Origin of the sequence: Pontibacter kalidii (genome assembly GCF_026278245.1) — a bacterium.
Classification (GTDB): domain Bacteria; phylum Bacteroidota; class Bacteroidia; order Cytophagales; family Hymenobacteraceae; genus Pontibacter; species Pontibacter kalidii.
In genome coordinates this window covers 3,516,169-3,543,103 of the sequence record NZ_CP111079.1, presented here as the reverse complement: position 1 = coordinate 3,543,103, position 26,935 = coordinate 3,516,169, and the positions used below count along the sequence as shown (strand labels likewise).

General features: G+C 52.0%; 16 protein-coding genes and 1 other RNA gene. 7 read left to right on the top strand and 10 right to left on the bottom strand.

All coding sequences use genetic code 11. The features are described from left to right. Positions 1 to 57 precede the first annotated feature (57 nt). Both nfi and OH144_RS14720 read right to left on the bottom strand, forming a co-directional pair. Positions 58 to 744 carry a deoxyribonuclease V gene (gene nfi / locus OH144_RS14725; protein ID WP_266203038.1) on the bottom strand — a complete coding sequence of 229 codons (687 nt, stop codon included), beginning with the start codon at positions 742 to 744 and terminating at the stop codon, positions 58 to 60. A 256-nt stretch (positions 745 to 1,000) separates the two neighbouring features. Beyond that, complete coding sequence (locus tag OH144_RS14720) at positions 1,001 to 1,681, bottom strand: hypothetical protein (RefSeq protein ID WP_266203037.1); 681 nt, start codon at positions 1,679 to 1,681, stop codon at positions 1,001 to 1,003. Positions 1,682 to 1,807: 126 nt separating this feature from the next. On the opposite strand from OH144_RS14720, the gene OH144_RS14715 reads away from it, so the two are divergent. Beyond that, the gene (locus OH144_RS14715) at positions 1,808 to 2,491 is read left to right on the top strand and encodes a dienelactone hydrolase family protein (RefSeq protein ID WP_266203036.1); all 684 of its coding nucleotides are present in this window, start codon (positions 1,808 to 1,810) and stop codon (positions 2,489 to 2,491) included. A gap of 180 nt (positions 2,492 to 2,671) precedes the next feature. Then, a complete protein-coding gene (locus tag OH144_RS14710; protein ID WP_266203035.1) occupies positions 2,672 to 3,298 on the top strand; it encodes a phosphoribosyltransferase in 627 nt (208 codons plus the stop codon). Here the strand turns inward: OH144_RS14710 and OH144_RS14705 are convergent, their stop codons facing one another. Beyond that, complete coding sequence (locus OH144_RS14705) at positions 3,299 to 4,561, bottom strand: GDSL-type esterase/lipase family protein (RefSeq protein WP_266203034.1); 1,263 nt, start codon at positions 4,559 to 4,561, stop codon at positions 3,299 to 3,301. 486 nt (positions 4,562 to 5,047) lie between these two features. On the opposite strand from OH144_RS14705, the gene OH144_RS14700 reads away from it, so the two are divergent. Then, on the top strand, positions 5,048 to 7,276 hold the full coding sequence (locus OH144_RS14700) for an NADP-dependent isocitrate dehydrogenase (protein WP_266203033.1): 2,229 nt from the start codon (positions 5,048 to 5,050) through the stop codon (positions 7,274 to 7,276). 349 nt (positions 7,277 to 7,625) lie between these two features. Next, positions 7,626 to 8,375, top strand: a complete 750-nt coding sequence (locus OH144_RS14695) for a phospholipase D family protein (protein WP_266203032.1) — start codon at positions 7,626 to 7,628, stop codon at positions 8,373 to 8,375. A gap of 144 nt (positions 8,376 to 8,519) precedes the next feature. Here the strand turns inward: OH144_RS14695 and OH144_RS14690 are convergent, their stop codons facing one another. The 7 genes from OH144_RS14690 to OH144_RS14660 all read right to left on the bottom strand — a co-directional run bounded on the left by OH144_RS14690 (position 8,520) and on the right by OH144_RS14660 (position 21,794). After that, positions 8,520 to 9,362, bottom strand: coding sequence for a CHRD domain-containing protein (locus tag OH144_RS14690; protein ID WP_266203031.1), 843 nt, complete (start codon positions 9,360 to 9,362; stop codon positions 8,520 to 8,522). 502 nt (positions 9,363 to 9,864) lie between these two features. Next, complete coding sequence (locus tag OH144_RS14685) at positions 9,865 to 12,825, bottom strand: M16 family metallopeptidase (RefSeq protein WP_266203030.1); 2,961 nt, start codon at positions 12,823 to 12,825, stop codon at positions 9,865 to 9,867. A gap of 759 nt (positions 12,826 to 13,584) precedes the next feature. Then, positions 13,585 to 15,486: a DNA polymerase III subunit gamma/tau gene (locus OH144_RS14680; protein ID WP_266203029.1), complete on the bottom strand. Its 1,902-nt coding sequence runs from the start codon at positions 15,484 to 15,486 to the stop codon at positions 13,585 to 13,587. A 273-nt stretch (positions 15,487 to 15,759) separates the two neighbouring features. Next, positions 15,760 to 16,881, bottom strand: coding sequence for a cyclopropane fatty acyl phospholipid synthase (gene cfa, locus OH144_RS14675; RefSeq protein ID WP_266203028.1), 1,122 nt, complete (start codon positions 16,879 to 16,881; stop codon positions 15,760 to 15,762). A gap of 257 nt (positions 16,882 to 17,138) precedes the next feature. Next, positions 17,139 to 18,791 (bottom strand): catalase, encoded by a 1,653-nt coding sequence (locus OH144_RS14670; protein WP_266203027.1) that lies wholly within the window; start codon positions 18,789 to 18,791, stop codon positions 17,139 to 17,141. A 278-nt stretch (positions 18,792 to 19,069) separates the two neighbouring features. Beyond that, positions 19,070 to 20,428: a sensor histidine kinase gene (locus tag OH144_RS14665; protein WP_266203026.1), complete on the bottom strand. Its 1,359-nt coding sequence runs from the start codon at positions 20,426 to 20,428 to the stop codon at positions 19,070 to 19,072. Then, a complete protein-coding gene (locus OH144_RS14660; protein WP_266203025.1) occupies positions 20,418 to 21,794 on the bottom strand; it encodes a sigma-54-dependent transcriptional regulator in 1,377 nt (458 codons plus the stop codon). Before OH144_RS14660 ends, OH144_RS14665 begins: the two co-directional genes overlap by 11 nt. Positions 21,795 to 22,100: 306 nt before the next feature. On the opposite strand from OH144_RS14660, the gene OH144_RS14655 reads away from it, so the two are divergent. The 3 genes from OH144_RS14655 (at position 22,101) to ssrA (ending at position 26,578) form a co-directional block, all read left to right on the top strand. Further along, entirely contained in the window at positions 22,101 to 24,458 is a 2,358-nt protein-coding gene (locus OH144_RS14655) for an ABC transporter permease (RefSeq protein ID WP_266203024.1), read from the top strand. Positions 24,459 to 24,928: 470 nt separating this feature from the next. Next, the gene (locus OH144_RS14650; RefSeq protein WP_266203023.1) at positions 24,929 to 26,065 is read left to right on the top strand and encodes a transglutaminase-like domain-containing protein; all 1,137 of its coding nucleotides are present in this window, start codon (positions 24,929 to 24,931) and stop codon (positions 26,063 to 26,065) included. A 143-nt stretch (positions 26,066 to 26,208) separates the two neighbouring features. Further along, positions 26,209 to 26,578, top strand: a transfer-messenger RNA (tmRNA) gene (ssrA, locus tag OH144_RS14645). The last annotated feature ends 357 nt before the right edge of the window (positions 26,579 to 26,935 follow it).

The window sequence follows — 26,935 nt, the reverse complement described above, 5'->3', positions numbered from 1 at the left end:
ATATGTGGAGGGCAATGCTGCTGCCGGCTTTCAGAGACAGAATCAAGCTATAGCGGCTTATTTTACTTCACTTTTAAACACTGCCGCGTAATGGTCGGCCAGCCGGGTAGGTTCCGGCAGTTTATACTTGGTGGCGCAGTTTAGCGCAATCTCTGTGGCGGATGCCAGGTCCATCAGGTGGCCCGGCGAGACGAAGACGGGCTTGATATTGTCTTTGGTGCGGAGCACGTTGGCTATAATCTCTCCTTTATACTCTAGCGGCGAAATGGAGCCCTTCGTTGCGGCGGGCTCTCTATACTTACCTACCAGCACTTTCTTGGCTACGCCCATAGTGGGTTTGTTCAGGTGCAGGCCCAGGTGTGTGGCAATGCCCAGGCGGCGCGGGTGCGAAATGCCGTGCCCGTCCACCATGATCAGGTCAGGTTTCTGCTGCAGTTTTTCGTAGGCCTTGAGCAGGTTGGGTGCCTCCCGGAAAGCCAGGAAGCCGGGGATGTAGGGCAACTCTACCGAACCGGCATGCCATACTTTCTCCACCACCTCCAACTCCGGGTAGGTTAGCAGGATAAACGCAGAAAGTATGGTGTCCTCGCCGATAAAAGAAGAGTCGCACCCGGCAATCAGCTTCAGATCGAAAGCCGGTTTCTGAAGCACGATGCGCTCCTGCATTTCGCGCTGCTGTTCCGTGAGCCTGGCAAGTATAGCCGGGTCGGGAGCAGGGTAGTCGAAGCGTCGGTAGTAAGCCATGGGAGTTTGGGAGTTTAGGAGTTGGGGAGTTAGAGAGTTTAAGAGTTGTAGAGATGCAATACGTTGCAGCTTTTTAGTTAGAAAGTTAGAAAGTGGAGCATGGGCTTGGTAATCAAAGTATGGATTTACTGGTACGTGCATACGTTATTTCCGATTCATATGATGAAGGCTGCAGAACGCTAAGCAAAGTATAACCCCATCACTTTCTAACTCCCAAACTCCCCAACTCTCTAACTCCCCAACTCCCAAACTCTTCTCAGGCGCTGCAGGGTACGCGCAGGTCAGCGAACAGAAGCAGCCAGCGGCCGTGGCGGTAACCGAAATGGAAGCGGTAGGAGGTGCCCGTGTGCAGCACCGTAGCCTCTACCTGCTGCTGTAGCTCTTGCACCTGCTGCGCCTGCTGCTCGCTTAGCTCGGCGTATTGCCACATGTCTGTACTTTGGAAACCGGAGGTGCTGAACGTATAAAAGCAGCCGTCTTCGGCAAAGCCCGTGGCGCCACCGTCCATATCGGCACAATTAAAACCGGGGAAGGTGTCGCGGTGCTGCAGCTGGCATGCCTTTACCTCCTGGTTTATACTTGTAAAAGGCCGTTGCTGGTACTTCCGCTGCACCTGCTCTATACTTCTAAAATGGCTGTAAGCCGGCACGGCTCCCGGCTGCTCTATGAGCCAGAGTCCGTGTTCGGCTCCTACAAAACTGTTCAGGGCCGCCGTGTCGCCGGACTGAAGGGCATTGAAAAACTGGTTGAAGGCAGCTGCAAAAGCGGCTGTATCGGGAGTTTCGGGTTGCTCGGCACGCTGGGGCTCCTCCTGTACCGCCTCCAGCGAGTCTACCCTCAGCCTGCCCAGGATACCGGGCTTGCCATCCGGGCCGCAGGAGGTGAGCAGCAGCAGTAATCCAAGTATAGATAAAGTATAACGCATGGCTCCGGGCATTGCTTTATGCACTGATACGTGGCGCGGCTACCTGGGAGTTATACTTTTCGAACTTTGGGTATGCCCGGTCGTACTGGTAAGTATACAGGTGTTCAGGTTTTTACCGTGATTATACCTATACAAGCTATGGCAAACTACACATTTAACGAGAGCGTCCGCCTGGAGCTGGGGGACGTGGCGCTTATCGGCGATCTGGTTATCCCGGAAAATGCCTTTGGACTGATCATCTTCTCACACGGCAGTGGCAGCAGCCGCCTCAGCAGCCGCAACCGCTTTGTGGCCGGGCACCTGCAGCGTTCGGGTTTCGCCACCCTGCTTTTCGATTTGCTCACTGAGGAGGAAGACCGGGAGTACAGCAACCGGTTTGATATTCCCAAACTCACCCGACGCCTGATAGACACCACGTACTGGGTGCAGAAAGATCCCCGCACAAAAGATTTAAATATCGCCTTCTTTGGAGCGAGCACCGGTGCCGCGTCCGCCATTGGAGCTGCCGCAGCCGTGGGCCCCGACATCATAAAAGCCGTGGTAAGCCGTGGCGGGCGGCCCGACCTGGCCGACACCGTTTTACCCGACCTGATGTCACCTACATTGCTGATCGTGGGCGGCAGGGACGAAGCCGTGTTGGAAATGAATATACAGGCGCAGAACCAGATGCAGTGTATTAAAGATGTAGAGATTGTGCCCGATGCCACCCACCTGTTCGAGGAACCGGGTGCCCTGGAAATGGTGGCCCAGCTTGCCACCGACTGGTTCCGCAAGTATGTGAAGCCCGGCAAGCAGCAGCCCCTGCATCAGGACAGGCCTTAGCATAATGGTGAATGAGCGAATGAGTGGATGAGTGAATCTGACCATTGGCAGTGGTAAGTATGGAGGCGTTGGTTATCCCGTCCAAAAGACACTATCTACTCTTAACTACGGGCTACCAATAACCAACAACTAATAACCATCCACTCATTCACTCATTCACACATTCAAAACTGAATAACCATGGACATGATCCGAAACAGGGAGACGGCGGCGGCGCAGCTGGCCCAGCGGCTGCAAAAGTATAAAGGCCAGCAGGGCGTGGTGCTGGCTATCCCAAGGGGAGGCGTGCCGGTGGCGGCGCCCATTGCCAGAGAACTGGGCATGCCCCTGGAGGTAACGGTTTCCAAAAAAATAGGCCACCCCCTGAACCCGGAGTTCGCCATCGGTGCCGTGAGTATGGATAGCGTCATCTACGACCACCGCCCGGACGTACCGGAGGAGTATATCGAGGCGCAGGTGCAACGCATCCGGGAAAGTATACAGCAGAAGTACAGCCTGTTTATGGGCAATCGCCGGCACATCCCCTTCAAAGACCGCATAGTGATTATTGTGGATGATGGCATTGCCACCGGCAAAACCCTGGAAGCTACGGTAAAGCTGGTGCAGAAAGAGCAACCCCAACGTGTGGTGGTGGCCGTGCCGGTGGCGCCGCCCGAGGCCGCAAAGCGTTTCTCAGGACTAGTGGATGAGTTTGTGTGCCTGCTCACGCCGCCATTCTTCCAGGCCGTTGGCCAGTTTTACGAAGAGTTCTACCAAACCTCCGATGAAGAGGTGATGCAGCTGCTGCGGGAGCAGGATGAGGATTAATTACCTTTCCAGCACAAATTTAGAGAAGTATACTTTATTGCCTGCCGTTACGCGCACCAGGTAAATGCCTGCCCCATACAGTTGCTCCGTCAGGATTTTGGTGCTAAAAGTACCGTTGTTGCCCGCCAGGTTTTCCAGCTTGTGCACCAGTTTTCCTTCCTTTGTATAAACATGTACCTCGGCCACCTCAGCGGGATGGTTATGCTGCAGGTGCACCGACACGTTTTGCCCCCGGCTGCTGGTTGGGAACACCTGTAGCTGCTCTTGCCGCTCGTTTACGTGTACCTGCACCACCTTCGAGAGGCTGCTCGTGCCATCGGTATCCACCTGCCTTAGCCTGTAGTATACGGTTCCCGGCATCGCCGCAGAATCGGTGAAAGTGTAGTGCTGCGCCACCACGGTAGTGCCTGCGCCCGCCACCCTGGCTATTTCCAGAAACTCCTTCCCGTTCTGCGAGCGCTGCACCTCAAAGTAGGCATTATCGGTTTCAGAGGCTGTTTGCCACTCCAGCAGTACACCGCCTCGCAGGTTGCTGCGCGCAGTAAATGCGGAGAGTTCCACGGGGAGCGGGATGATCACCTCGTTCATGATGGCCTCGTACCAGCGCTGGGCCATTTTCCGCTCACCGATGAAGTTAGGGTGCAGGCCATCATGGGTATCTCCCTGGCCTTCCACTGAGTTTGGGTTCCAAGTTGCATCAAAGCCGGTGTTCTGGTCTACAAGTATAACCGGGGATCGAAGTGTGGTGAGTTCCTCTGCAAGGGCAGGGATGCGGGCGTTAAGGTTGTTGATATTCTCGTTCGCCTGTACATGGCCCACACCTTCATCTGCTGGAATCAGCTGCGCCATGAAGATAACCACATCCGGGTTGTCAGCCCTGATCTGGAGCACAACCTCTCGGAGTTCCCCTATCGTTTCCTCCACCTCCTGATTCTGAAACATGTCGTTGGTGCCGAGGTGCATCAGCACAATATCTGGCGTATACGTGTTGAGCCACTGGCTCAACCTTCGTTTGTCTTGTTCTCCTGATTTACCGTTTAGTATTTCATCTACCCTCCAACCCCAGTGGCCTTCGTTCCGGTTCGTATAAGTTTTACCCTTATACACGGTACCTTTAACGGGTGGATTCTCCCCGTATTTATTCTCATCGTGAGATCCTACGAATTCAAAGTCAACTTCGGCATCGAGCAGCATTTTCCATAGCTCATACCTATAGCTCGGATACTTCCCATCACCTTGTGTAATGGAGTTGCCCAGTGGCATGATTTTAAGCTGCGCGGAGGCAGGCATCACAATAAAAACAAGGCAAAAAATAAGCAGAACGCGTAAAAAGGGCAAGCTAAGCGAAGTATAAATTGTACTCATAAATCAGAAAAACAGGTAAGCTAAACTAGGCTCTGAGAGACGGGCGTGAAGATTGGCTGTTGCGTGGAGAGCTGCAAAAATGGGTGAAAGGATGGTTGCAGGAGGGGAGTGGCAGTAAAGCAGGGGCAGGGGAACTAAAAAACAATTGGGGTCTTACCTAGCAGCCGATTCTAGCTAAGGATCTTTGAAGGTATAAAATATAACTTTCTTGCGGTATACAGGTTGCTTTAAAGAACCAAGGGCAGTACCTGCCGCAGTTGAACAAGTATGACTGGAAAGTCGAGGTAGTCCTAGCCTATATCGAAAAGACTCTTATATTTGCTATTAGAACTTATTTATACTTCCCCTTTGCCGGAGGTGTGGCTATTTAAAACCAAGATTAAAATGACGACAAAAGCATCCAGAATAATCTACACGATTACAGATGAAGCGCCAGCTCTGGCAACGCGCTCTTTCTTACCCATAGTACAGGCTTTCACAAAGGCAGCAGACATCGAGATTGAAACAAGGGATATTTCCCTAGCTGGCCGTATCATCGCGACTTTCCCGGAGAACCTTTCCGAAGAGCAGAAACAGAACGACGATTTGGCATACCTGGGCGATCTGGCGAAAACGCCGGAGGCCAACATTATCAAGCTCCCGAATATCAGTGCCTCTATTCCGCAGCTCACAGCGGCCATCAAAGAACTACAGTCGCAGGGCTACAACATCCCTAACTATCCGGCTGAGCCTAAAACCGAAGAAGAAAAAGAGATCAAAGCACGCTACGCCAGGATTCTGGGTAGTGCTGTTAACCCTGTGTTGCGCGAAGGTAACTCCGACCGCCGTGTGGCGGATGCCGTGAAGCAGTACGCCAAGAAGCACCCGCACTCCATGGGCAAGTGGTCATCAGACTCTAAAACACACGTAGCTCATATGACGGGCGGCGACTTTTACGGCAGCGAGCAGTCTGTGGTGGTAGACGATGCGACGGATGCACGCATTGAGTTCGTGGGCGCAAACGGTGAGACCAAAATTTTGAAAGACAAAGTTGCCCTGAAGGCTGGCGAAGTAGTGGATTCTTCTGTGATGAGCCGCAATGCGCTGCGCTCGTTCCTGGAGAAGGAAATTGCGGAGGCGAAAGAGCAAAGCATTCTGCTGTCGCTGCACCTGAAGGCCACGATGATGAAGGTGTCTGACCCTATTATATTCGGCCACGCGGTAACGGTGTTCTTCAAAGACACGTTCGCCAAACACGCCGCCACCTTCAAAGAAATCGGTGTTGACCCGAACAATGGTCTGGGAGACGTATACGCGAAGATTCAAAGCCTGCCAGCCGAGAAGCGTGCTGAGATCGAGGCTGACCTGAAAGCGGAGATGGCGCAGCGCCCTGAGCTGGCGATGGTAAACTCTGATAAAGGCATCACCAACCTGCACGTACCAAGCGACGTGATCATCGACGCCTCTATGCCGGCGGCTATCCGTTCTTCCGGCCAGATGTGGGGCCCGGACGGCAAACTACACGATACCAAAGCGATCATTCCGGACCGCTCTTATGCGCAGATCTACCAGGAAGTGATCCAGTTCAACAAAGAGAACGGCGCTTTCGACCCGACAACCATGGGTACTGTGCCGAACATCGGCCTGATGGCGCAGAAAGCGGAAGAGTATGGCTCGCATGACAAAACATTTGAGATAGCTGAGGCAGGTACGGTACGCGTGGTTGACGCGAACGGTAACACGCTGATGGAGCAGAAAGTAGAACAGGGCGATATCTTCAGAGCCTGCCAGACCAAAGACCTGCCGATTCAGGACTGGGTGAAGCTGGCCGTTACCAGAGCCCGCATCACGAACACACCGGCTATTTTCTGGCTGGATCCGCAGCGTGCACACGACGCGAACCTGATCAAAAAAGTAGAGAAGTACCTGCAGGACCACGATACCAGCGGCCTTGAGATCAAGATCATGTCGCCGGTAGAAGCCATGCGCTATACTTGCGAGCGTGCCAAAGCTGGTAAAGACACCATCTCGGTAACCGGCAACGTACTGCGCGATTATTTAACTGACCTGTTCCCGATTCTGGAGCTGGGCACGAGTGCCAAAATGCTGTCGATTGTACCGTTGCTGGATGGCGGTGGATTGTTCGAAACAGGTGCCGGTGGATCTGCACCAAAGCACGTAGAGCAGTTCGTAGAAGAAAACTACCTGCGCTGGGATTCGTTGGGCGAATTCCTGGCACTTGCTGTATCGCTGGAAGATCTGGCTTACAAAACCAAGAACGAAAAGGCGGAAGTGCTGGCAGAAGCCCTGAACCAGGCAAACGCCAAGTTCCTGGAGAACGACAAGTCTCCTTCGCGCAAAGTAGGCGGCATCGACAACCGTGGCAGCCACTTCTACCTGGCCATGTACTGGGCACAGGCGCTGGCCGAGCAGTCGAAGAACCAGGAGCTGAAAGACCGCTTCTCGAAGCTGGCCAAAGAACTGACCGACAACGAGCAGAAGATCGTAGACGAGCAGATCGCCGCCCAAGGCAAGCCGGTTGAGATCGGCGGGTACTACCACCCGGATGCGGAGAAAACCAGCAAAGCCATGCGCCCAAGCGAAACGCTAAACGCTGCGTTGGCTAACTTCTAAGAAGTATAAAGTATAAAAAGGAAAGGCTGCCTGAGCGATCGGGCGGCCTTTCTCTTTTTATACAAGTATGAATTGCTGAAACTTGGCTAACCCTTGATAAGATTTATACTTCCCCTTTATACTCCCGCTCTTTCGGATTTGCAATCCGAAAGTATAATAGCCGCGGATTTGTAATCCGCAATGGCAGGAGCAGTAGCTATTGGCAAGCAAGCGGATTACAAATCCGCATTTCACCGAGTTCCGGATTGCAAATCCGGAACAGCGAAGGTTATAAGTTGCCCTTTGTAAAAGATATTTTGTGCTTAGGATATTTTAATAGCCTATTTTTAGGTGTTAAAACTTCTGAAGAATGGCAAAGTTTTTAAGGACGAGCGGTATTTCACATAAAATTGAGGAAATCATTATTAATGCGAAGAAGGAGTTAATTATCGTTTCGCCATATCTTAAGATCTCAAATAATCTATTTGAGAGGCTAAAAGAGAAGTCTGAAGAGGGAATCAGAATCAGTTTTGTTTATGGTAAAAGTGCACTTTCATCAGCTGAACGAGAAAAGATTGAAACCCTCGAATCCATAAAGATATATTATTACCAGAACCTTCATGCTAAATGTTACTACAATGAGCATGAGATGATAATAACTTCTATGAATCTGTATGAGTTCTCAGAGAAGAACAACAGGGAGATGGGGGTACTTATAAACAGCATTGAAGACTTTGAAATGTTTGAAGAAGCTGTTCAAGAGGTGAAGTCAATAATAGCAGCCTCTCAAGGAGCCATAATTGGTGAAAAGTTTACTGTGGGTACAATTGGTAAAAAGCTTGGTTTTACGAAATATAGCAGATCATTGAAATTTAATTCCAATGGTCATCCTTATGTCACATTCTTAACTAATAGAATAAACTCAGAAACGAATAAGGTGATAGCTCAGAATATTTACTTTTCCGTTCTTGCGTCCAAGTATCTTGCAGATAACGACTATGATGACACTTCAGTAATTGGTCCAGAATTTTTTAAGCAGTTTAAGATGGCTTATGTCAGATGCAAGTCTACTCCTGAAGGATTTGCATGGAAATTTGTTACTGATGATGAAAACGTATGATTCGAAGATTTTACCATTTATGCCGTAAGTTGCGCTGACGCTAAACTTACGGCATGAGAAGAATTTTCTTCAGCTTATCTGAGCTATAAACAGCAGCGGCAGCCATACTTTGGCTGCCGCTGCTGTTTAATACTTATTATGTCCCTAATCCGCGTTAGTGCCAATATCTCCCTGCGCAACATAGACCTCCAGTTGCTCCGGACTTAGGTGCACATTCACATGGCCGTCATAATTCAGCACATCGTCATACCCGAAGGGTGTGCCATCGTCGAGCTCTGCCACATTCGTCATGCTCATACCTGTGGTGCCGTTCACCGGGTTAAAGGTAAATACAATGCCGCCGCCTTCCTCAACCGAGTTCATGTGGATATGGGCCGGGTGCACACCTCCTTCAGGAGTACCTTCCAGCATAATGGTGGCTAAAGCCTCACCATTCTTTCTTTCCTCAAATGTTACAGAGCCGCTTATGCCTGGTACAGCCGCTTCTTCCAGCTCATACTCTGTAGACTCTCCCGTCAGTTCATTCTGCCCGATATCACCTTGCGCTACAATCACATCCAACTGGTCCTCGCTCAGGTGCACGTTCAGGTGGCCATCGTACTCCATCAAGTCCTCAAAGGAAACAGGATTATCGTTGTCGTCTCGTTGTATAATGGTGGTGCTGGTGCCTGTCGTGCCGTCAACCGAGTTTAATGAAATAACGATAGGGCCGCCCTCTGCAGCGGTGTTGGCATGAATGTGAGCAGGATGTACCCCTCCTGTAGGCGTTCCTGTCAATACAATTGTAATGGATGTTGTTCTCTCGTCTACTCTTACAAAAGTAGCAGTACCTTCTATGTCAGGATCCGCTACTGATTCCAGTTCATATACTTTCGTGTCAGGGAAAGGTATTGGGGAGTCGTCATCGTCCTTACAGCCGGTAAAGACAATTGTGCTGAACACTAACAGTAGTGTAAAGACATTGATTTTGGAAAGGCTGTTTAACATAGGCTTTGCATTTAAATGGTAATAAAAAGAATAACTAATGGTATTATTTCTTTAACTTATTGATTATCATAAAGTTTTGTGTTTATGGTTAGTGAGTTCATAAACAGAGCCAGCGGCACAGGAAAGACTTTAAGCAGAAATGCCAAAAGGGAGTGCCATTTGGAGCTATTCTCTTCTCATTATATCTGAATAAATTGATGAATGAGCAGACAGTTCGTGTCTTAAGAGCCACTGACAGGAAAGGAACTTGTGTTATAAGTTGATGTACGATACAAGTTACAACGCCTGATGTTTCATGCCATGAGCGGTAACCTTTCCAGCGAGAGCCTGCGAAGGCGCAATCTGTGTGGTGTCGGCTCTGTCAGGATTGCACTATGTGATCGTTGGAATCTAGACCTTATTGCACAATGCAGCGGTGGCCTCAACTTATCTACCACCATTAAACAAAAGCGGCAGCCATACTTTGGCTGCCGCTTTTGTTTAATGGTTTAATCTCTGAATTCTAGTACCCAAACAGCTCTTTTAAAGTCAGCTGCTTTACTTTGCCATACTTCTCCAGTTCCTTAAAGTTTAGTTTGTCTTTAGAGCCGATCACCAACATAGCCTGTGGCTGTGCCTTCACATACTTCTGCTGAAACTCCTTGAGTTGGTCGAAGGTCATGGAGTTGGCGCTTTGGTACACATCCTGGCGGATGTCGTAGTTAAGGCCCAGCTTCTTGGCGCGCTCGTAGTCGAACAGGATGCCAGACTTAGTGATACGCTCTGTCGAGATGCTGTTACGCAGCGCCGCCTGTGCGTTCTGGAAGTTCGCGTCAGCCAAAGGCATATCTGTTAATAACGCCTGCATACCCGCCATGGCTTCCGATAACTTGTCGGCCTGCGCCCCGATGTACGATACCAGATAGTTGGCGCGGTCTTTCTTAGAAGCTGTGCCATAATACGAGTAAGTAGAGTAGGCGAGGGCCTTCGACTCCCGCAGGTCCTGGAACACGATGCCACCCATGTACTCGTTGTAGAGGCGCACTACCGGAATGATATCTTTCGTGTAAGGTACCGATTTGCTCACGAACATCATCTCGGCCTGTACCATATTATAGTCCGTGAAGTATACTGTAGGCTGTGTAAAATCGATCTCCTTGTATACTTTCTCGGCAGGAACCGGTTTAAGTGTAGCAGGCACGTTGTGGCCAGTATTTAAAGCTGCTACCAGGTTATCCGTTTCACGTGGACCATAGTATAGCACGCGGTGCTCGTAGGTTGGGATGCTCTTGATGATACTTACCAACTCCTGTGGCTTCAGGGCCTTTAACTGTTTCTCGCTAAGAACGGTATTAAATGGGTTCTTAGGGCCATACTTGGCATAGTTCATCATGGCTTGCTGCAGGATAACGCCTTTGTTTTTCTTGGCGTCCTCGCGTGCCTTCAGCACGCCGGCTACCATGTCGTTTAGCGCTTTCTGGTCTGGCTTTGCGTTGGCTAACACACTCTCAAACAGGTTCAGGCCTTTCTCAAAGTTCTCATCTAAGCCAGTTAAGCTTACGTACACCTGATCGCCGGAGGAGAACACATCAAACGAAGTACCCAGCTGGTAAAATTCTTTCTGTAGCTGCTCGGCCGTATACTTGTCGGTGCCCAGGTACTTCAGATAGTTTACCGCCATGCCCAGTTTTGGGTCGTTGTTGGTGCCCATGTCCAGGATGTAGTAGAGCTGGAACAGTTCATTATCCTTGTTCTTGGTATAAAGCAGCGGAATGTTCTGCTTCAGTTTAGACTCTGTAATGTCTTTTGTATAGTCGATGAATACGGGCTCCAGCGGCTGAACTTCCTTCGCCATAAAGGCCTTGTAGTACTCTGACTGCGCATCGCGGTTCACGGCTACCGGCGTGATGGCCGGTTTCTCTACTTTCTGTGCGTTCGGGTCTTTGCCGGTTTTCTTATATACCAGCACGTAGTTGTTGCCGAAATACTTGTTGGCGACGTCCATTACGTCCTTTTTGGTGATCTGTGCAAACTCAGCCGGACGGCCCACGAACTTCTCCCAGGGCATTTCATAAATAAAGGCTGTTACAAACGCATCGGCACGGTTGCTGTTATCCTCGTAGGCTTTCATGGTGTTGATCTTATCATTATTCACCACCGCCTGAATTAACGACTCATCGAAATTACCTTTCTTGATCAACTCCAACTGCTGCAGCAACAGGTCGCGTACCTGGTCCAGTGTCTGGCCCTGGCGTGGCATGCCGGTCATTCTAAAGGTGCCGTAGTCTTTCATGGGCGTGTCGTAGGCGTAGGCCTGTAGCACTTTCTGCTGCTGGTTCAGGTTCAGGTCAATTAAACCGGCCTGGCCGTTGTAAAGCAAATTGCTGATCATCTGGATAACCAGCGCGTCTCTTTCGTTAATGCCCGGCGTGCGGAAAGCGATGGAAACGTTCTCCGCGTCCGGACCGAGTACTTCCTTCACGATTGGCTGCTGGATAGGCTGCTCTTTTGCTACTGTAAAGGCAGGCTCAGGCTCCTTCTCCATACTTCCCCAATACTTGTCAATCAGGCGAATGGTCTGGTCGAAATCAAGGTCGCCGCTCATGGCGATGGCCATGTTGTTTGGGATGTAATACTTGTCGTAATACTTCTTGATCTCAGTGATAGACGGGTTTTTCAGGTGCTCAATGGTGCCGATGGTAGTTTGCGTGCCGTACTGGTGTGTCGGGAATAAAGCAGTGTTGATCACCTCCGCCACTTTGCGGCCGTCGCTGTCTAACGAGCGGTTCTTCTCTTCATACACCGCCTCCAGCTCCGTATGGAAGATGCGCGGTACCATGTCGCCGAAACGATCTGCCTCCAGCTCAATCCAACGCTCCAGCTGATTGCTCGGGATGTCGTTGGTGTACACGGTTTGGTCTACCCAGGTATAGGCGTTCGTGCCTTTCGCACCGATGGCTCCCAGGATCTTGTCATACTCGTTGGCAACGGCATAGGTGGCGGCCACACCCGAAACAGAGTCGATCTGCGCGTAGATCTTTTTGCGGGCAGCCTCGTCTTTGGTGGCTCTATACTTTTCGTAAAGCGCCTCTATTTTATCCAGCTCTACTTTCTCTTTCTCCCAGTCCCGCGTGCCCAATTCGGTAGTGCCTTTAAACACCATGTGCTCCAGGTAGTGGGCCAGGCCGGTAGCATCAGCCGGGTCGTTTTTAGAACCGGCACGCACTGCGATAAATGTCTGGATGCGCGGCGCCTCTTCATAGTCCGACAAGTATACTCTCAGACCGTTGTCTAACGTATAAATGCGGGCGTTGAGCGGGTCGTTCGGCGCCGTCTCATAAGTGTATTCCTTTTCGGCAGGAGCAGTGGTGGCTGTTGCCGTAGCATCGGTTGTGGATTGGGTTTGATACGCTTCGTTTTTGCATTGCGTGAACATAAGGCCCAGCGCAAGCAATAGCAAAGAGGATCCTCTTTTTATTGCCATAGTTTTGATGTTAGTTTTTATAAAGATAATATGATTATTCTTAAACTATAGCATGCATTTTGCCTTTCTCTATACTTTCCAAGTAACACCTTTTGCAACTGGACACAAGCTGTACTTGCAGACTTTTTCCCTCCTGGTGCAAGCGCGTACCCTTGTGTCTTTGCTGCTGCTGCCTGCAACTGGAGGCAAGCTATACTTGCTAGCTACTGTTCATCCACGGCTTTACAACCAGCTCGTTTCATTTCCGACCGTGGTGCTCTCAAGCCCGAGAGGGCTCGTCCTTTGGCATCGCGCGGTGTACATTTCCTTTGCTACCCTTCGGTCGCAATGCCCTTGACGGGCACCAGAAATCTACAAGGCGCTCAACCCAAGGACTGGGAACAGAATCGATAGCCGCAGCCCTAGCTGTCATCTCGACCTCTGGGAGAGATCTCTTTAGAATTCCGGATAGATCTCTCACAGCTACGCTGGCTCTCTTCGGCTCCCGCCTCAAGAGTACTCGAGATGACAGGGAAGGGAGCAAGTACAAAATTCCCCTCCTTGGAGGGGCTAGGGGTGGGTTTATACTTGTAGGGACAGGTCGCGATCTGTCCGCTCTATGCTAGCAACTATGAAACGTATACTTCTGCCAAAGTAGCTACAGGCTCCCTTCCTGGGGGTAGGGGGCCTCGAAAAAGGCAAGGAGGGGCAGGGGGGCTGCATTGCTCCCTCCCCTGCTTTTAGGGGAGGGTTGGGGTGGGGTAATCTGGCAGGCTAGGCCTAAAAGTCTGCATCCAAACCGAAGCGTTGTTTCAGGTCGATGAGGACCGGGTACTTCTCTGCCAGGTAGTTAAACTTGTCTGCTGAAGTATAGAGTTTGCGGCCCTCATCCTGTACTTCCACAACTTCTGCCCGCAGCTTTATACTTCTGTTGCCCAACTCGCGCTTCAGCTCACGCAGTATGTCCGGGCGCAGCGCCGTGAATTGGTCCATCATCACGTAGTTCTCCAGTTGAAGTATCACCTCATTTTCCGGGCCAATGTGGTACTGACGGTTGAGCAAGGTATACTCCATCATGTTCTCCGCCTTCTTCCGGCGAAGTATGGCATGCCACACCGTCTTCAGCCTCGCCTCATCCACAGGCACGACGGCACCATAGTTTGTGTCCTCTTCTTCCTCGGCTACGGCCACATCTGCCACGGCAGTCTGTTGGTGCTGCAGGTCTTTCAGGCTAGGCAGCTTACCCAGCTTCTTTGGAGGAGGCAGTTGCAGACCGGCGCGTGGTTTATCCGGGGCAGCAGCTGGCGCAGGAGCTGCTGCTGCCTGAGGAGGGGCAATGTGTGCATCCGGTGTTACCTGCTGCGGCTTTGGTGGCTGCTGCAGGCCTTCGGAGGGTACATGCTGCGGCGTGTGCGGCGGCTGCAGGCGCTCCGAAGGTACGCTGCCGGCATTGCCGGACTGCTGCATTTGAGCCGAAGGTATGGCTGCGGCGGGCACAGCGGTGGCACCTGTCGTACCGGTAGGGGCTGGTGCCGGAGCCGCTACCTTAGCTTTTTTTGATCCTTCTCCCTCACTGGCAAAACTCAACGCGGCGTTCAGGTGCGCCAGTTTCATGAGGCACAGCTCTACGTGCAGGCGCTGGTTCTTGCTGCTCTTGTAGTTGGTGTCGCAGGTACTCACTACATTTAGGCCCGACAGCAGGAACGATACGCTGGACTTCTGCGACTGCTCCGCATACTTGGCCTTGATGTTATCCGATACCTCCAGCAGCTGAATCGTCTGCGGGTCTTTGCACACCAGCAAGCTGCGGAAGTGCTCGGCAATACCGATCAGGAAGTTATGAGCATCAAAGCCGTTCTTCAGAATCTCATCAAACAGCAACAGCGAGCCTGGCAGGTTTTGCTCCAGCAAATAATCTGTCAAACGGAAGTAGTAATCGTAATCCAGGATGTGCAGGTTCTCTACCGTAGCCTTGTAGGTGACGTTGCTGCCCGAGAAGGTCACCATCTGGTCGAAGATAGAGAGGGCGTCGCGCAGGGCACCGTCGGCTTTCTGCGAGATCAGGTGCAGGGCATCTGGCTCGGCCTGTATACTTTCCTTTGTAGCGATATTGCCCAGGTGGCGCACCATGTCCTCTATCCGGATCCGGTTAAAGTCGAAGATCTGGCAACGCGAAAGTATGGTCGGGATGATCTTATGGCGCTCGGTGGTGGCCAATATAAAAATGGCGTAGGATGGCGGCTCCTCCAGCGTCTTCAGAAAAGCGTTGAAGGCCTGGTTCGAGAGCATGTGCACCTCGTCTATGATGTAGATCTTATACTTGCCGGTTTGGGGAGCGTAGCGCACCTGCTCCACCAGGTTCCGGATGTCCTCTACGGAGTTGTTGGAGGCGGCATCGAGCTCATGGATGTTAAACGAGCTGTTGGAGTTAAAGCTACGGCACGACTCGCATTCGTTGCAGGCCTCTACCTCCGGAGTGATGTTCTGGCAGTTAATGGTTTTGGCCAGGATACGGGCGCAGGTAGTTTTACCCACCCCACGCGGACCACAGAAAAGGAATGCCTGCGCCAGGTGCTTGCTGCTGATGGCGTTTTTGAGGGTATTGGTTATATGGTGCTGCCCTACTACGCTGTCGAACGTGGCGGGGCGGTATTTACGCGCTGATACTACGAAATTTTCCATTAGTACAAAGATAATCAATCTGAAGCTCAGATGGGAATGCTTTTTAGCAAGTAGTTATCCATAGACTTATCCACGGTTTTATAGTTTAAGAATTTGGGAGTTAGAGAGAATATTAGTTAGAAAAGTAGAAGATTGATCAGTTAGAAAGTTTAGTTGCCTTGATATAGGTATGGCGCGAGTGTCCTTACTCGTTTCGAACTATAGTTGGGCCTCCGGCCCATTTAAATTGTATACCAATTGAATTCCTCGGAGGGACAGGTTTTACTTCATAAATCACCTCACCGCCTTATAACCTCCCACAACTCCTTTTTTAGAAAGCACCAGTTGCCAAAGCTGGTTGTTGCGCGCCCTGAACGAGCCGGCGCTGGATAGCAGGTAGTACTTCCACATGCGGTAGAAGCGCTCACCATACTCACCCTGCAGCTGCTCCCAGTTTTGGTCAAAGTTTCGGAACCAGGCCATCAACGTATGGTCATAGTAGGGGCCGAAGTTGTGCCAATCCTCCACCATAAAAACGTGCTCCATGGCTGCCCCCAGCTGCCGGATGGAGGGAATCAGGCAGTTGGGGAAAATGTAGGTGTCAGTAAACGGATCGGCAGCTACCTTGGAGAAGTTTACGCCGATGGTGTGCAGCAGGAAAAGGCCGTCATCCTTCAGGCAGCGGGCGGCGGTTTGCATAAATGTCCGGTGGTTGCGGTAGCCCACGTGCTCCACCATCCCCACCGACACCACATGGTCGAATTGCTCGCTTACGTCGCGGTAGTCCTGCAGGCGTATGTCTACGGGCAGGCCGCGGCACAGCTCCTGCGCCAGTGCCGCCTGCTCCCGCGACACGGTTACGCCCACTACCTCCACGCCATACTTTTCGGCGGCATACCTGGCAAAGCCTCCCCAGCCACAGCCGATGTCGAGCACGCGCTGGCCCGGCTGCAAGTATAATTTCCGGCAGATCAGGTCGAGTTTGTTTTCCTGTGCCTGGTCCAACGTATCGGCATCCTTCCAATACGCGCAGCTGTACACCATACGCTGGTCGAGCATGAGCTGGTAGAGTTTGTTGCCGATGTCGTAGTGGCGTTGGGCGTTACGGGCGGCCTTGCCTTTGCCCTGCAGGTTCAGCAGCTTTGCCAGCAGCACCTGCAGCACCGAGCGCCAGCCCAGCCTTGCCTGTTTATACAGATCGGCCCGCAGCACCTTAAACACAAACTGATCTATACTGGCGCAGTCCCACCAACCATCCATGTAAGACTCCCCCAGGCCCAGGGTACCCTCTGCAAGTATGCGCTTGTAAAAACGCTGGTCGTGCACCTGCAAATCCCAGGGGTCGGGGCCATTGATTTTCACGTCCGCTGTGGCTAAGATACGGGCTACCTGCTGCTGCAATCCTGTTGCACCCATCACGCTATTGTTTAAGTATAACTTGCTGTTTTATATTATTTTATACTTGTATAGCTATGAACGGAAGCAACGTATAAGGGTTGAATCCTGCCATTGCTTTTAAGAGTGCCCAGGTTCAGCATTACTACCCCTAAATTGCCGCTAGTGCGCATCAGGAACCTGAACCGTTAAGGTATAAAACAACAAAGGCAGCCGCTCCAAGCGACTGCCTTTGACATCTTTAGGTTACAGGCATACACCTGGCTCCCTCTACATGCTTAGTATGGTTTAGCAGAATGCGACTCGCTTTGCGCCTGCTCTACACCTTCTTCGCCGGTTACATTGCCCGAAGGGCCATCCGTGCCGGCAATTTTATCGTGTTTCATCATTTTCTTCTTCTCTTCAGTAGCACGTTCAATACTCTCCTTCACTCGGCGGCCATAGTCCTCATCGGCCTGCGTAAAGTAGCTCAGCATCTTCTCCTGAATGCGCGGATCGCATTTGGCCAGGTCGTTGCCCAGGTTGTTGATCAGTTCGTCGCGCTCCCAGTCCTCAAAGTTGCGGAACGTCTCACCGGCCTGCCCGAAATGGTTGGTGCGGTCGATATGCTGGCGCACAAGGTTGGCCTCGTAACGTGGCATATATTCTTTTTCCGGCTTCGGGGCTTCCTCTAAACCGCCCAGTATGGATGGCTCATAGTTCACGTGTATGTTCTGGCCTTCCGCAAAATCGGTGTCGAAAGCCATCTGGCCGCCCCGCTGGTTCGTTGCCACATGCGTTTTAGCTGCATTGATCGGTAGCTGCAAATAGTTGGCCCCTACGCGGTAACGCTGGGTGTCGGAGTAAGAGAAGGTGCGGCCCTGCAGCATCTTGTCATCAGAGAAGTCCAGCCCATCTACCAGCACACCCGTTCCGAAGGCAGACAGTTCTACCTCGTTAAAGTAGTCCACCGGGTTGCGGTTCAGGGTCATTTTACCCACCGGGTACCACGGGAATTGCTCTTTCGGCCATAGTTTGGTATCGTCCAGCGGGTCGAAGTCCAGTTCCGGGTGCTCCTCATCGCTCATGATCTGCACGTTCAGCTCCCACTCCGGGAAGTCCCCGCGATCAATGGCCTCGTAGAGATCCTGGGTGGCGTGGTTAAAGTTTTTACCCTGGATTTCCTGGGCTTCTTTCTGTGTTAGGTTGCGGATGCCCTGCTTCATGGGCTCCCAGTGGTATTTCACCAGCACGGCCTCGCCATCAGCGTTCACCCATTTATAGGTATTCACACCCGAGCCCTGCATCTGGCGGTAATTGGCCGGAATGCCCCAAGGGGAGTACAGGAACGTAACCATATGAGTGGCCTCCGGCGTGCCGGAGAAGAAGTCGAAGATACGCTCCGCGCTTTGGATGTTGGTCACCGGGTCGGGCTTTTGGGAGTGGATCAGGTCCGGGAATTTCATCGCATCCCGGATAAAGAAGATCTTCAGGTTGTTGCCTACCAAATCCCAGTTGCCGTCCTCGGTGTAGAACTTAACGGCAAAGCCACGTGGGTCGCGCAGTGTTTCTGGGGAGTGCGTGCCGTGACCCACCGTAGAGAAACGCACAAAAGTCGGTGTCTGCTTCCCTTTCTTAAATACCTTGGCGCGGGTAAATTTCTCCACCGGGTCGTTGCCTACCGTGCCGTAAGCCTCGAAAACACCGTGTGCACCTGCGCCACGGGCATGCACCACGCGCTCCGGCACGCGCTCGCGGTCGAAGTGCGAGATCTTTTCAATAAAATGGTAGTTCTCCATGGTCGCAGGGCCGCGGTTGCCGACGGTGCGAATATTCTGGTTGTCGGTTACGGGGTGGCCCTGGCGGGTGGTTAGTGTGCGGGACTTTCCATTGCTCTTGCCTTTTTGGTTGTCTCCCAGGTTTGCAGTGCGGTATTTCTTGTTCTCTTTCATATCGGCTTGCCGGTTGATGATAAAATGATTTTACTACAACATTATACTCTATCTCAGATACTATTGTTTATAGATATTGTCTATGTCTACCTTTAAATAGTCTATAAAGAAGATGTTGTAAGACTCGTGAAATAGACTTATACCCATATTGTGAGCAATGGAGGGAGAAGTATAATAGGCCTGATATAAGGTGTTGAAGATCAATAAGAAGCATAAAAGGATGTGTTTTGCCGGTAGAATGGCTGCCGCTGCAAAGTATAATTATAAAGCTGTGGGTGCTAGAAGTACAGCCTGAACACCGTTCCCACGCCTTCCTCGGAGCTCACCTGTATACTGCCCTTGTGCAGCAGCATGATGTGTTTGGCCAAACTGAGGCCAATGCCGGAGCCGTCTTTGTGGGAGGTGAAGAAAGGAATGAAAATGCTCTCCAGTAGCTCTTCCGGAATGCCGGAGCCGTTGTCCTGTACTTCGATGGTGGTCCTGCCGTTTTCCTGGGCTGCGGCAAGTATAACCTGCGGCTCAGGCCTGCCCTGCACCGCGCGCTTGGCATTCAGGATAAGGTTGATGATGACCTGCTCCAGCAGGTTCACGTCGCCCTGGAGGGTGAGGTTAGGCGGTGTTACGTGGCAGGTCATTTCTACGCCCTGCGCCTCCAGTTGCGGGCGCATCAGGCCGTTTATACTTTTAAAGAGCTCCTGCACATACACGGTGGTCAGCATCAGCTCCTGCGACTTGTTCAGGTTGCGGTAGAAATGGGCAAAGCGCAGCAGGCCCTCGCTCCGCTTTTTGATGATGGAGATACCCTCTTCGGTGTCCTGCAACAGTTCGGGGTCCAGTTTTTTTTCCGGCTCCAGTTCATACTTCTCCCGCTCCAGGTGCAGGTGGCGCCCCAGCGTGTCGGCTAGCGAAGCGATGGGGGCTACCGAGTTCATGATCTCGTGCGTCATCACGCGCAGCAGCTTTTGCCAGGCCTCGGTTTCGGTGGCATCCACCGTGGCGCTTACGTTCCGAAGGGCGATGAGCAGCAGGGGGCGCTGCTGCATGGTAAAGGCCGTGGCCGAGAGTAGCAACTGCGCCTGCACCTCCTGCAGCTTTAGTTTCAGCAGTTTGCTCTCGCCGGGCTTTATACGTTGCAGTGCCTCGTGCAGCAGCGGGTAGCGCGGCTCCAGGCTGTTTATACTTTTAAGGTAAGGCAGGTGCAGGATACTTTTAAAGGCCTCGTTCACCCACTCTACCTCACCGGTCTCCTCATCCACTGCCATAATGCCGGTATCGATCATCTGCAGAATGGTCTGCATGTACCGGAACTGCGCCTCCTTCTCGATATGGAGTTGCTTGTACGTGTCGTTAATGAGGTTGAAGGCCGTGTGCAGCTGCCGCAGCGAGCTGTTGGTGGTACGCTCGTTAAAGCGCTGCGAGAAGTCGCGCTGCCTGACGGCCTGCAGGAACCTGGCCAGCTCGTTATTGCTGCGCGTCACGTACTTGGCCAGCTCCCACAGCTGCGCCAGCATCACCAGGATGCCGGAGCCAACCTGGAGCCAGGTAAAGCGCGTCAGGTAATGCACCGTCAGGAACATCATGCCCAGCAAAAGTATGAACCGGACCAACAGCCCGAATTCGAGGCGTCTAAATATCATGCTTGTTGAGTCGGCGGTAAAGGGCGGTGCGGGTAAGGCCCAGCTCCTTGGCAGTGCGGGAGATATTGCCTTTGTTCTTCTCCAGTACCCGGATGATGGTTTCGCGCTCAATCTCGCTCAGCGGCACCGGCGTGTCAGGTATAAAGGCAGCGGCAGGGGAGGCCGGAGTCGCCTCCATGGCCGAGAAACTGAAATCCTGCGGCTGCAGTACCTTGCCCTCAGCCAGTATAATAGCCCGCTCCACGGCATGCTGCAGCTCGCGCACGTTGCCCGGCCAGCTGTGCCTGTTTAGCTTCTGCAGCGTTTCCGGGACAAATTCGGGCACGGGTTTGTGGTTTTTCCGGGCATAGATGGCCGCAAAATGGCGCGCCAGCAGCTCCACATCGCCATGGCGCTGGCGCAGCGGCGGCAGCGTGATCTCCACGGTATTGATGCGGTAGATCAGGTCCTTGCGGAACTGGTTCCGCGCAGCCAGCTCATAAATAGGCTCGTTGGTGGCCGAAATCAGGCGGATATCCACCGGAATGGGTGTATTGGAGCCCAGAGGTGTTACCTGCCGGTTTTGCAGCACCGTGAGTAGCTTGGCCTGCATGGCCGGCGAGATGTTACCGATTTCATCTAAAAAGAGCGTGCCGCCATTGGCGGCCTCAAAGCGGCCGGGCCTGTCTTCGCGGGCATCAGTGAAAGCTCCCTTTTTATAGCCGAACAGCTCACTTTCGAACAAGCTATCCGTCAGGGCGCCCATGTCCACGCTTACGAAAGGCTTGCCCGCCCGAAACGACTTCTCGTGCAGTGCCCGCGCCACCAGCTCCTTGCCGGTGCCGTTCTCGCCAAGTATAAGCACGTTCGCCTCGGTAGGTGCGATCTTCTCAATTTTATACAGCACCTCTTTTATCGCCTCACTCTCGCCTAGTATACTTGTACTGGTGTTCTTTTTGGCGGATGCAGGAGCAGTGCCGCCCTTGGCTTTCTGCTGCCGCTTCTCCAGGGTCTGGTGCAGGGTCTCCAGCAGCTTCTCGTTGTGCCAGGGCTTCACGATAAAGTCTGCCGCGCCCTCTTTCAGGGATTTTACCGCCAGCTCCACATCGCCGTAGGCTGTGATAAGTATAACCGAGACGTCCTTGTCCCGGTCCAGAATTTGCCGCAGCCAGAAAAGCCCCTCGTTTCCGGTGTTCAGGGCGCTTTTAAAATTCATGTCCAGGAAGATGACGTCGAACTTCTGCCGCTCCAGCAAGCCGGGCAAAAGGTCGGGGTTCTTCTCGGTAACAACTTCTTTTACCTCGGTTTTAAGCAGCATCTTCAGGGCGAACAGCACGTCCGCCTCATCGTCTACCACCAGCACACGGGCATTATTTACTGTGGCCATAGGCTTGCAAATTCAGGTTGAAGAACCGAATATACCAATTCTGTCTGATAAAAATAAAAGTGGGAAAAGGGGTATGTTTAGAGAGGGTATAACCAGTGTTTATACTTGTAGCGGAAGCGCACAGGTGTAGCGCGTGCAGGTGTATCGAAAGCGTACACTTGTATTCTGTTGATTCGACATAAATCATTGATAATAAGAATTTTGTACTTCTGGCATCTTAATTTCTTGCGGGCTTTGTGTACACCGGGAAAAAATTTTTGAAAAATATCAGAGCCATACTTTTACACCGCTTCAACGCCTACAACTATGATCAAGAACTATCTTAAAATGGCCTACCGCAACCTGATGCGCCACAAGGTCTTCTCGCTCATCAACGTCTCCGGCCTGGCGCTGGGCATGACCTGTTCCATACTTATACTTCTGTGGGTGAAGGATGAACTGAGCATCGACCAGTTCCATGCAGATCTGGACAACCTGTACCGGGTGATGGAAGTGCAGAGCTACCCTGGCTCTGACAACTTCACGACAGATGCCACGCCGGGTCCTCTGGCCGAGGCGCTGGAAGCGGAGTTTCCGGAGGTAAAGCATGCTGTGCGCAGCACCACCTGGCCCTGGCAGCAACTCTTCGCCTATGGCGACAAATCCCTGAAGGTGAACGGGCGCTACACCGATCCGGAGTTCTTCGAGGCGTTTACTTTCCCGCTGTTGTACGGGGACGCCCGGACGGTACTGTCGCAACCACACTCGGTGGTGATTTCCGAAACGGTGGCCAGGCAGTTTTTTGATTCCCCGGAGGAGGCCATGGGTAAGCTCTTCAAGATCAATAATGGCCAAAGCTATAAGGTAACAGGGGTGATGCAGGACGTGCCGAAGAACTCCACCATGCAGTTCGACTACGTGATGCCGGTAGACGATTGGATCAACAGTCCCGGAAGCGAGTGGCTGCATGAGTGGGGAAACAATGCGCTGCGCACCTTTCTGCAATTGCAGCCGGGTACCGACATTGCTGCCTTCAATGAAAAGATCAAGCCTTTTATCAAGAAGCATGATAAGGAATCGACAACAGAAGTATTTGTGCAGCCTGTGGCCGACATGTACCTCTATGGCGACTTCCGGGAAGGGAAGCAGGGCTTCATTGAGCGGGTACGTCTGTTCTCGGTCGTGGCGGTGTTCATACTTGTTATTGCCTGCATCAACTTCATGAACCTGGCCACCGCGCGCTCCTCTAAGCGCGCCAAAGAGGTAGGCGTTCGCAAGGCTATCGGAGCCAGCAAGGGCTCGCTGGTGCGGCAGTTCATGGTAGAGTCGGTGCTGATGGCTTTCCTGGCACTGTTCCTGGCCGTAAACCTGGCCGGTATGCTGCTGCCAGACTTCAACGACCTGACCGGCAAGTATATTTCCCTCGATTTTTCGGACCCTACACTCGTGCTGCTGCTGCTGGGGGTGGCCCTGCTGACGGGTATACTTTCGGGCAGTTACCCGGCCTTTTTCCTGTCCTCCTTCGATCCGGCCAAAGTGCTGAAAGGCACCGTGAAGGTGGGTAACCGGGTATCGGGGGTGCGTGAGGGGCTGGTCGTGTTCCAGTTTATACTTTCTGCTTTGCTCATTATCAGCACCCTGGTAGCCTACCTGCAGCTCAACTACATCCGCACCAAAAACATCGGCTTAGACCGCGAGAACCTGGTGTATGTGCCGCTGGAGGGCGCCCTGCGCGACCGTTACGACGTAGTGAAGCGCGAGCTGCAGAACACACCGGGCGTGCTCCATGTAACAGCCAGCGACCAGTTGCCGATCTCGGTGGGCAATTCTACCGGAGGCATCGAATGGAAAGGCAAGGACCCGAATGCCAACATCCTGTTCAGCGTGATGTCGGTAGGCTATGATTTTGTAGAAACCATGGACGTGAAGCTGTTGGAAGGGCGCACCTTCTCCAGGGAGTTCGGAACCGATACCGCTTCCTTTATCATCAACAAAGAAGCTGCCCGTCTGATGCAGATGCAGGACCCGGTAGGCCAGTGGCTCAAGTGGAGCATAGAGGGGCGTGTGATCGGCGTGATCGACAACTTCCATAGTGCTTCGATGCATATGCCAACGCAGCCGCTTATCCTGCGCCTGCATCCTGATTCCGATAACCTGCTATTTGCGCGCCTGGAGGCCGGGCAAACCCGGCAGGCACTTGCGGCCCTGGAGAAGATTGTGAAACGGCATAATCCGGCTTATCCATTTGAGTATCACTTCCTGGACGAGGATTTTGAGAAAATGTACAAAGCCGAAGCCATCATGGGCCAGCTGACGAAGTATTTTGCGGGCATTGCCATCTTCATCTCCTGCCTGGGCTTGTTTGGATTGGCCTTGTTTACGGCAGAGCAGCGCACCAAAGAGATTGGCGTGCGCAAAGTGCTGGGCGCCTCGGTCACCAGTATCGTATACTTGCTTTCCAAGGATTTCCTGAAATTGGTGCTGATCGCCAACGTGATTGCGCTGCCGCTGGGCTGGTATTTGATGACCAACTGGCTCAACGACTATGCCGACCGGACGGAGTTAAGCTGGTGGATCTTTGCGGCGGCCTTTATTGCTACCATCATCATCGCTATTGTTACCCTGAGCTTTCATGCCATCAAAACGGCGGTGGCTAACCCGGTAAACTCCCTCCGGACAGAGTAAGGAAAGTACAAAGTATAAATTCTACCCAGAAGATGCGATTACCCCCCCTAACCCCTCCAAGGAGGGGAATTTCAACAGGTGTACAATGATTTTCCTCTTTGGAGGGGCGGGGGTGGGTTTACGCCTTCACATCAGTATAAATCGAAGTATAAAGTATAAATTCTAACCCGAGAAAGCGCCTGTCCCGCAAGCTACCCAGCTTGCAGGCCAGGCGCTTTTTTATAGGTGATGTAAAAATGATCTCAGGCAAGTATGAATGTGTTACGGAAGCGAACGAGTGTACGGAGGCGGGTGTAACGGAAGCGTACAGTGCCTAAAAGGGATGTTTGTATTATGTGTTTATAATCAATATGTTAGGTTTTTGGCATGTGGATTTCTTATGGTATTGCAGCAGACTGGCATATAGACCAGCGCCTGCTGCAAGGGAAATAAAACCATTATCTACAAACTACTAAGTACAAAATAAACCTATGAAAAAGTTATTTACCTGTATGCTCCTGATGCTGGTACTGCTCGCACCGGCCTTAGCTCAAAACATCCACAAGGGTCTGCCAGTAGTAAAGGCAACCGCTACCGTGGCTGATTATAAAATTGGCAAAGAACTGATCAAAGGGAACTGGAACATTTCCCCACAACTGTCGCCGGATGTGCTGAAAGTGCCAGTGCACATGGCCAAGGAAAACGTTACCTTTTACACCAACACCGACTCCATCAGCTTTGTCGTGAAGGCTGGTAAATCGTACCGCTTCTACGTAAACCTGAACGACACGGCTTATGCCCTGACAGAGCTACAGGGCTATGGCTTTGAGGCGGTTCAGTTTAACAAGACCCAGCAGGTGCCGGCTTATACTTTGATGTATGAGCAAAACCCAAATAACCCTTACCTGCAGGAGTTGCGCACCAAGTATAAACTGGATGCCCTGGTGGCAGGCGCCGCCAACGATACGGAGAAAGCGCTGCGCATGGTAAACTGGGTGCACCAGCAGTGGCAACACAACGGCATGAACGAGCCCAGTAGTCCGGATGCGCTCACGATACTGGCTGAGGTAAAAGAAGGCAAGCGGTTTCGCTGCGTGGAGTACGGCATTGTAACCACCGCTTGCCTGAACGCCATTGGCCTGCCCGCTCGTACCATGGGCCTGAAGATGAAGGACGTGGAAACGATAGAATCCGGTGCCGGGCATGTGCTACTGGAAGTATACCTGCCGGACCTGCGGAAGTGGGTGATGCTGGACGGGCAGTTCGACGTGATGCCGGTGCTTAACAACGTGCCGCTGAACGCCGTGGAGTTTCAGCAGGCTATTGCCAGGAACTATAGCAAACTGGAGATCAGAAGCCTGTCCGGAGCAAGCAAGGGACAGTACGTGAACTGGGTATACCCTTACCTGTACTACTTCGATGTGCGCTTCGACAACCGTGAGGGGGTGGCTTTTGAAAGAGAGACCGTGGACGGAAAAGCCTCGCTGATGCTGGTGCCGGTAGGGGCGAAGGTGCCGGAAGTGTTCCAGCGCAAGCATAAAATGGACCGCTACAAGTATACCAACTCGCTCGCGGACCTGTACCAGGCACCGGTACTGCCTGCTGCCACTACCACAGCATCAAAGTAAGTATAACGTATAACCCTGAAACTTTTTGGCTGTTGCCTTGCGTTATTTATTCGCTGGCGACAGCCAACATGACGTAAATAATCCTTATGTTTGTGGCATACTTCTTGAAGTATAAACAGTAGGAACAACGTTCTTTAACTTATGGGGATGACCGGAATTGACAGCTTGAGCAAATTGCGTGTAAGCATGTCGGGTGATGAACGTACCACCTGTTAAAAATTCGTTCGAACAATAACTGGCGAATCTAATTACGCCATGGCTGCTTAATCTAGGTATTAAGCAATTGCCATAGTCTCGTGCAGGCTTCGTGAATCTGCTTGCACATCAGAGGCTTCGATCCGATTTACTAGTCTGTGTAAAGGTGCGGTGCACAGGCGAAACTAAGCATCTAAGGAGTGCGCATTAGTTTGGTTTATACTAGCAAGCTCCCGACAACCCGAATAAACCTAAACATGTAGAAGGCACGTCGGTTTCCTTGTCTGGACCAGGGTTCGAATCCCTGCATCTCCACAATTACTTCTTAAAAAGGGGCTTTACGGTAACGTAAAGCCCCTTTTTGTTTACCGGGCCAACGCTTTAAAGTCTTTTCAGGAATAAAGTATAGCTTAACAAGCGAAGCAATAGAAAGCCAGGTATAAGCCTAATGTCCGACTAGCTCTTGTTCAGGGTAGTGCTCCCGATAAAACTGCTCTTCCTCGTATTGGCTTTGAAGTGCCCGTCCTGCCATGTAGCCAACCCCAACCATTCCTCCTAAACATGTAAAGAGTTCACTATTCTAAAGAAATCTCTCCCAAGGGTCGAGATGACAGCAAGGGCAGCGGCTATCGATTCTGATCCCAGTCCTTGGGTCGAGCGCCTTGTGAGATCCGG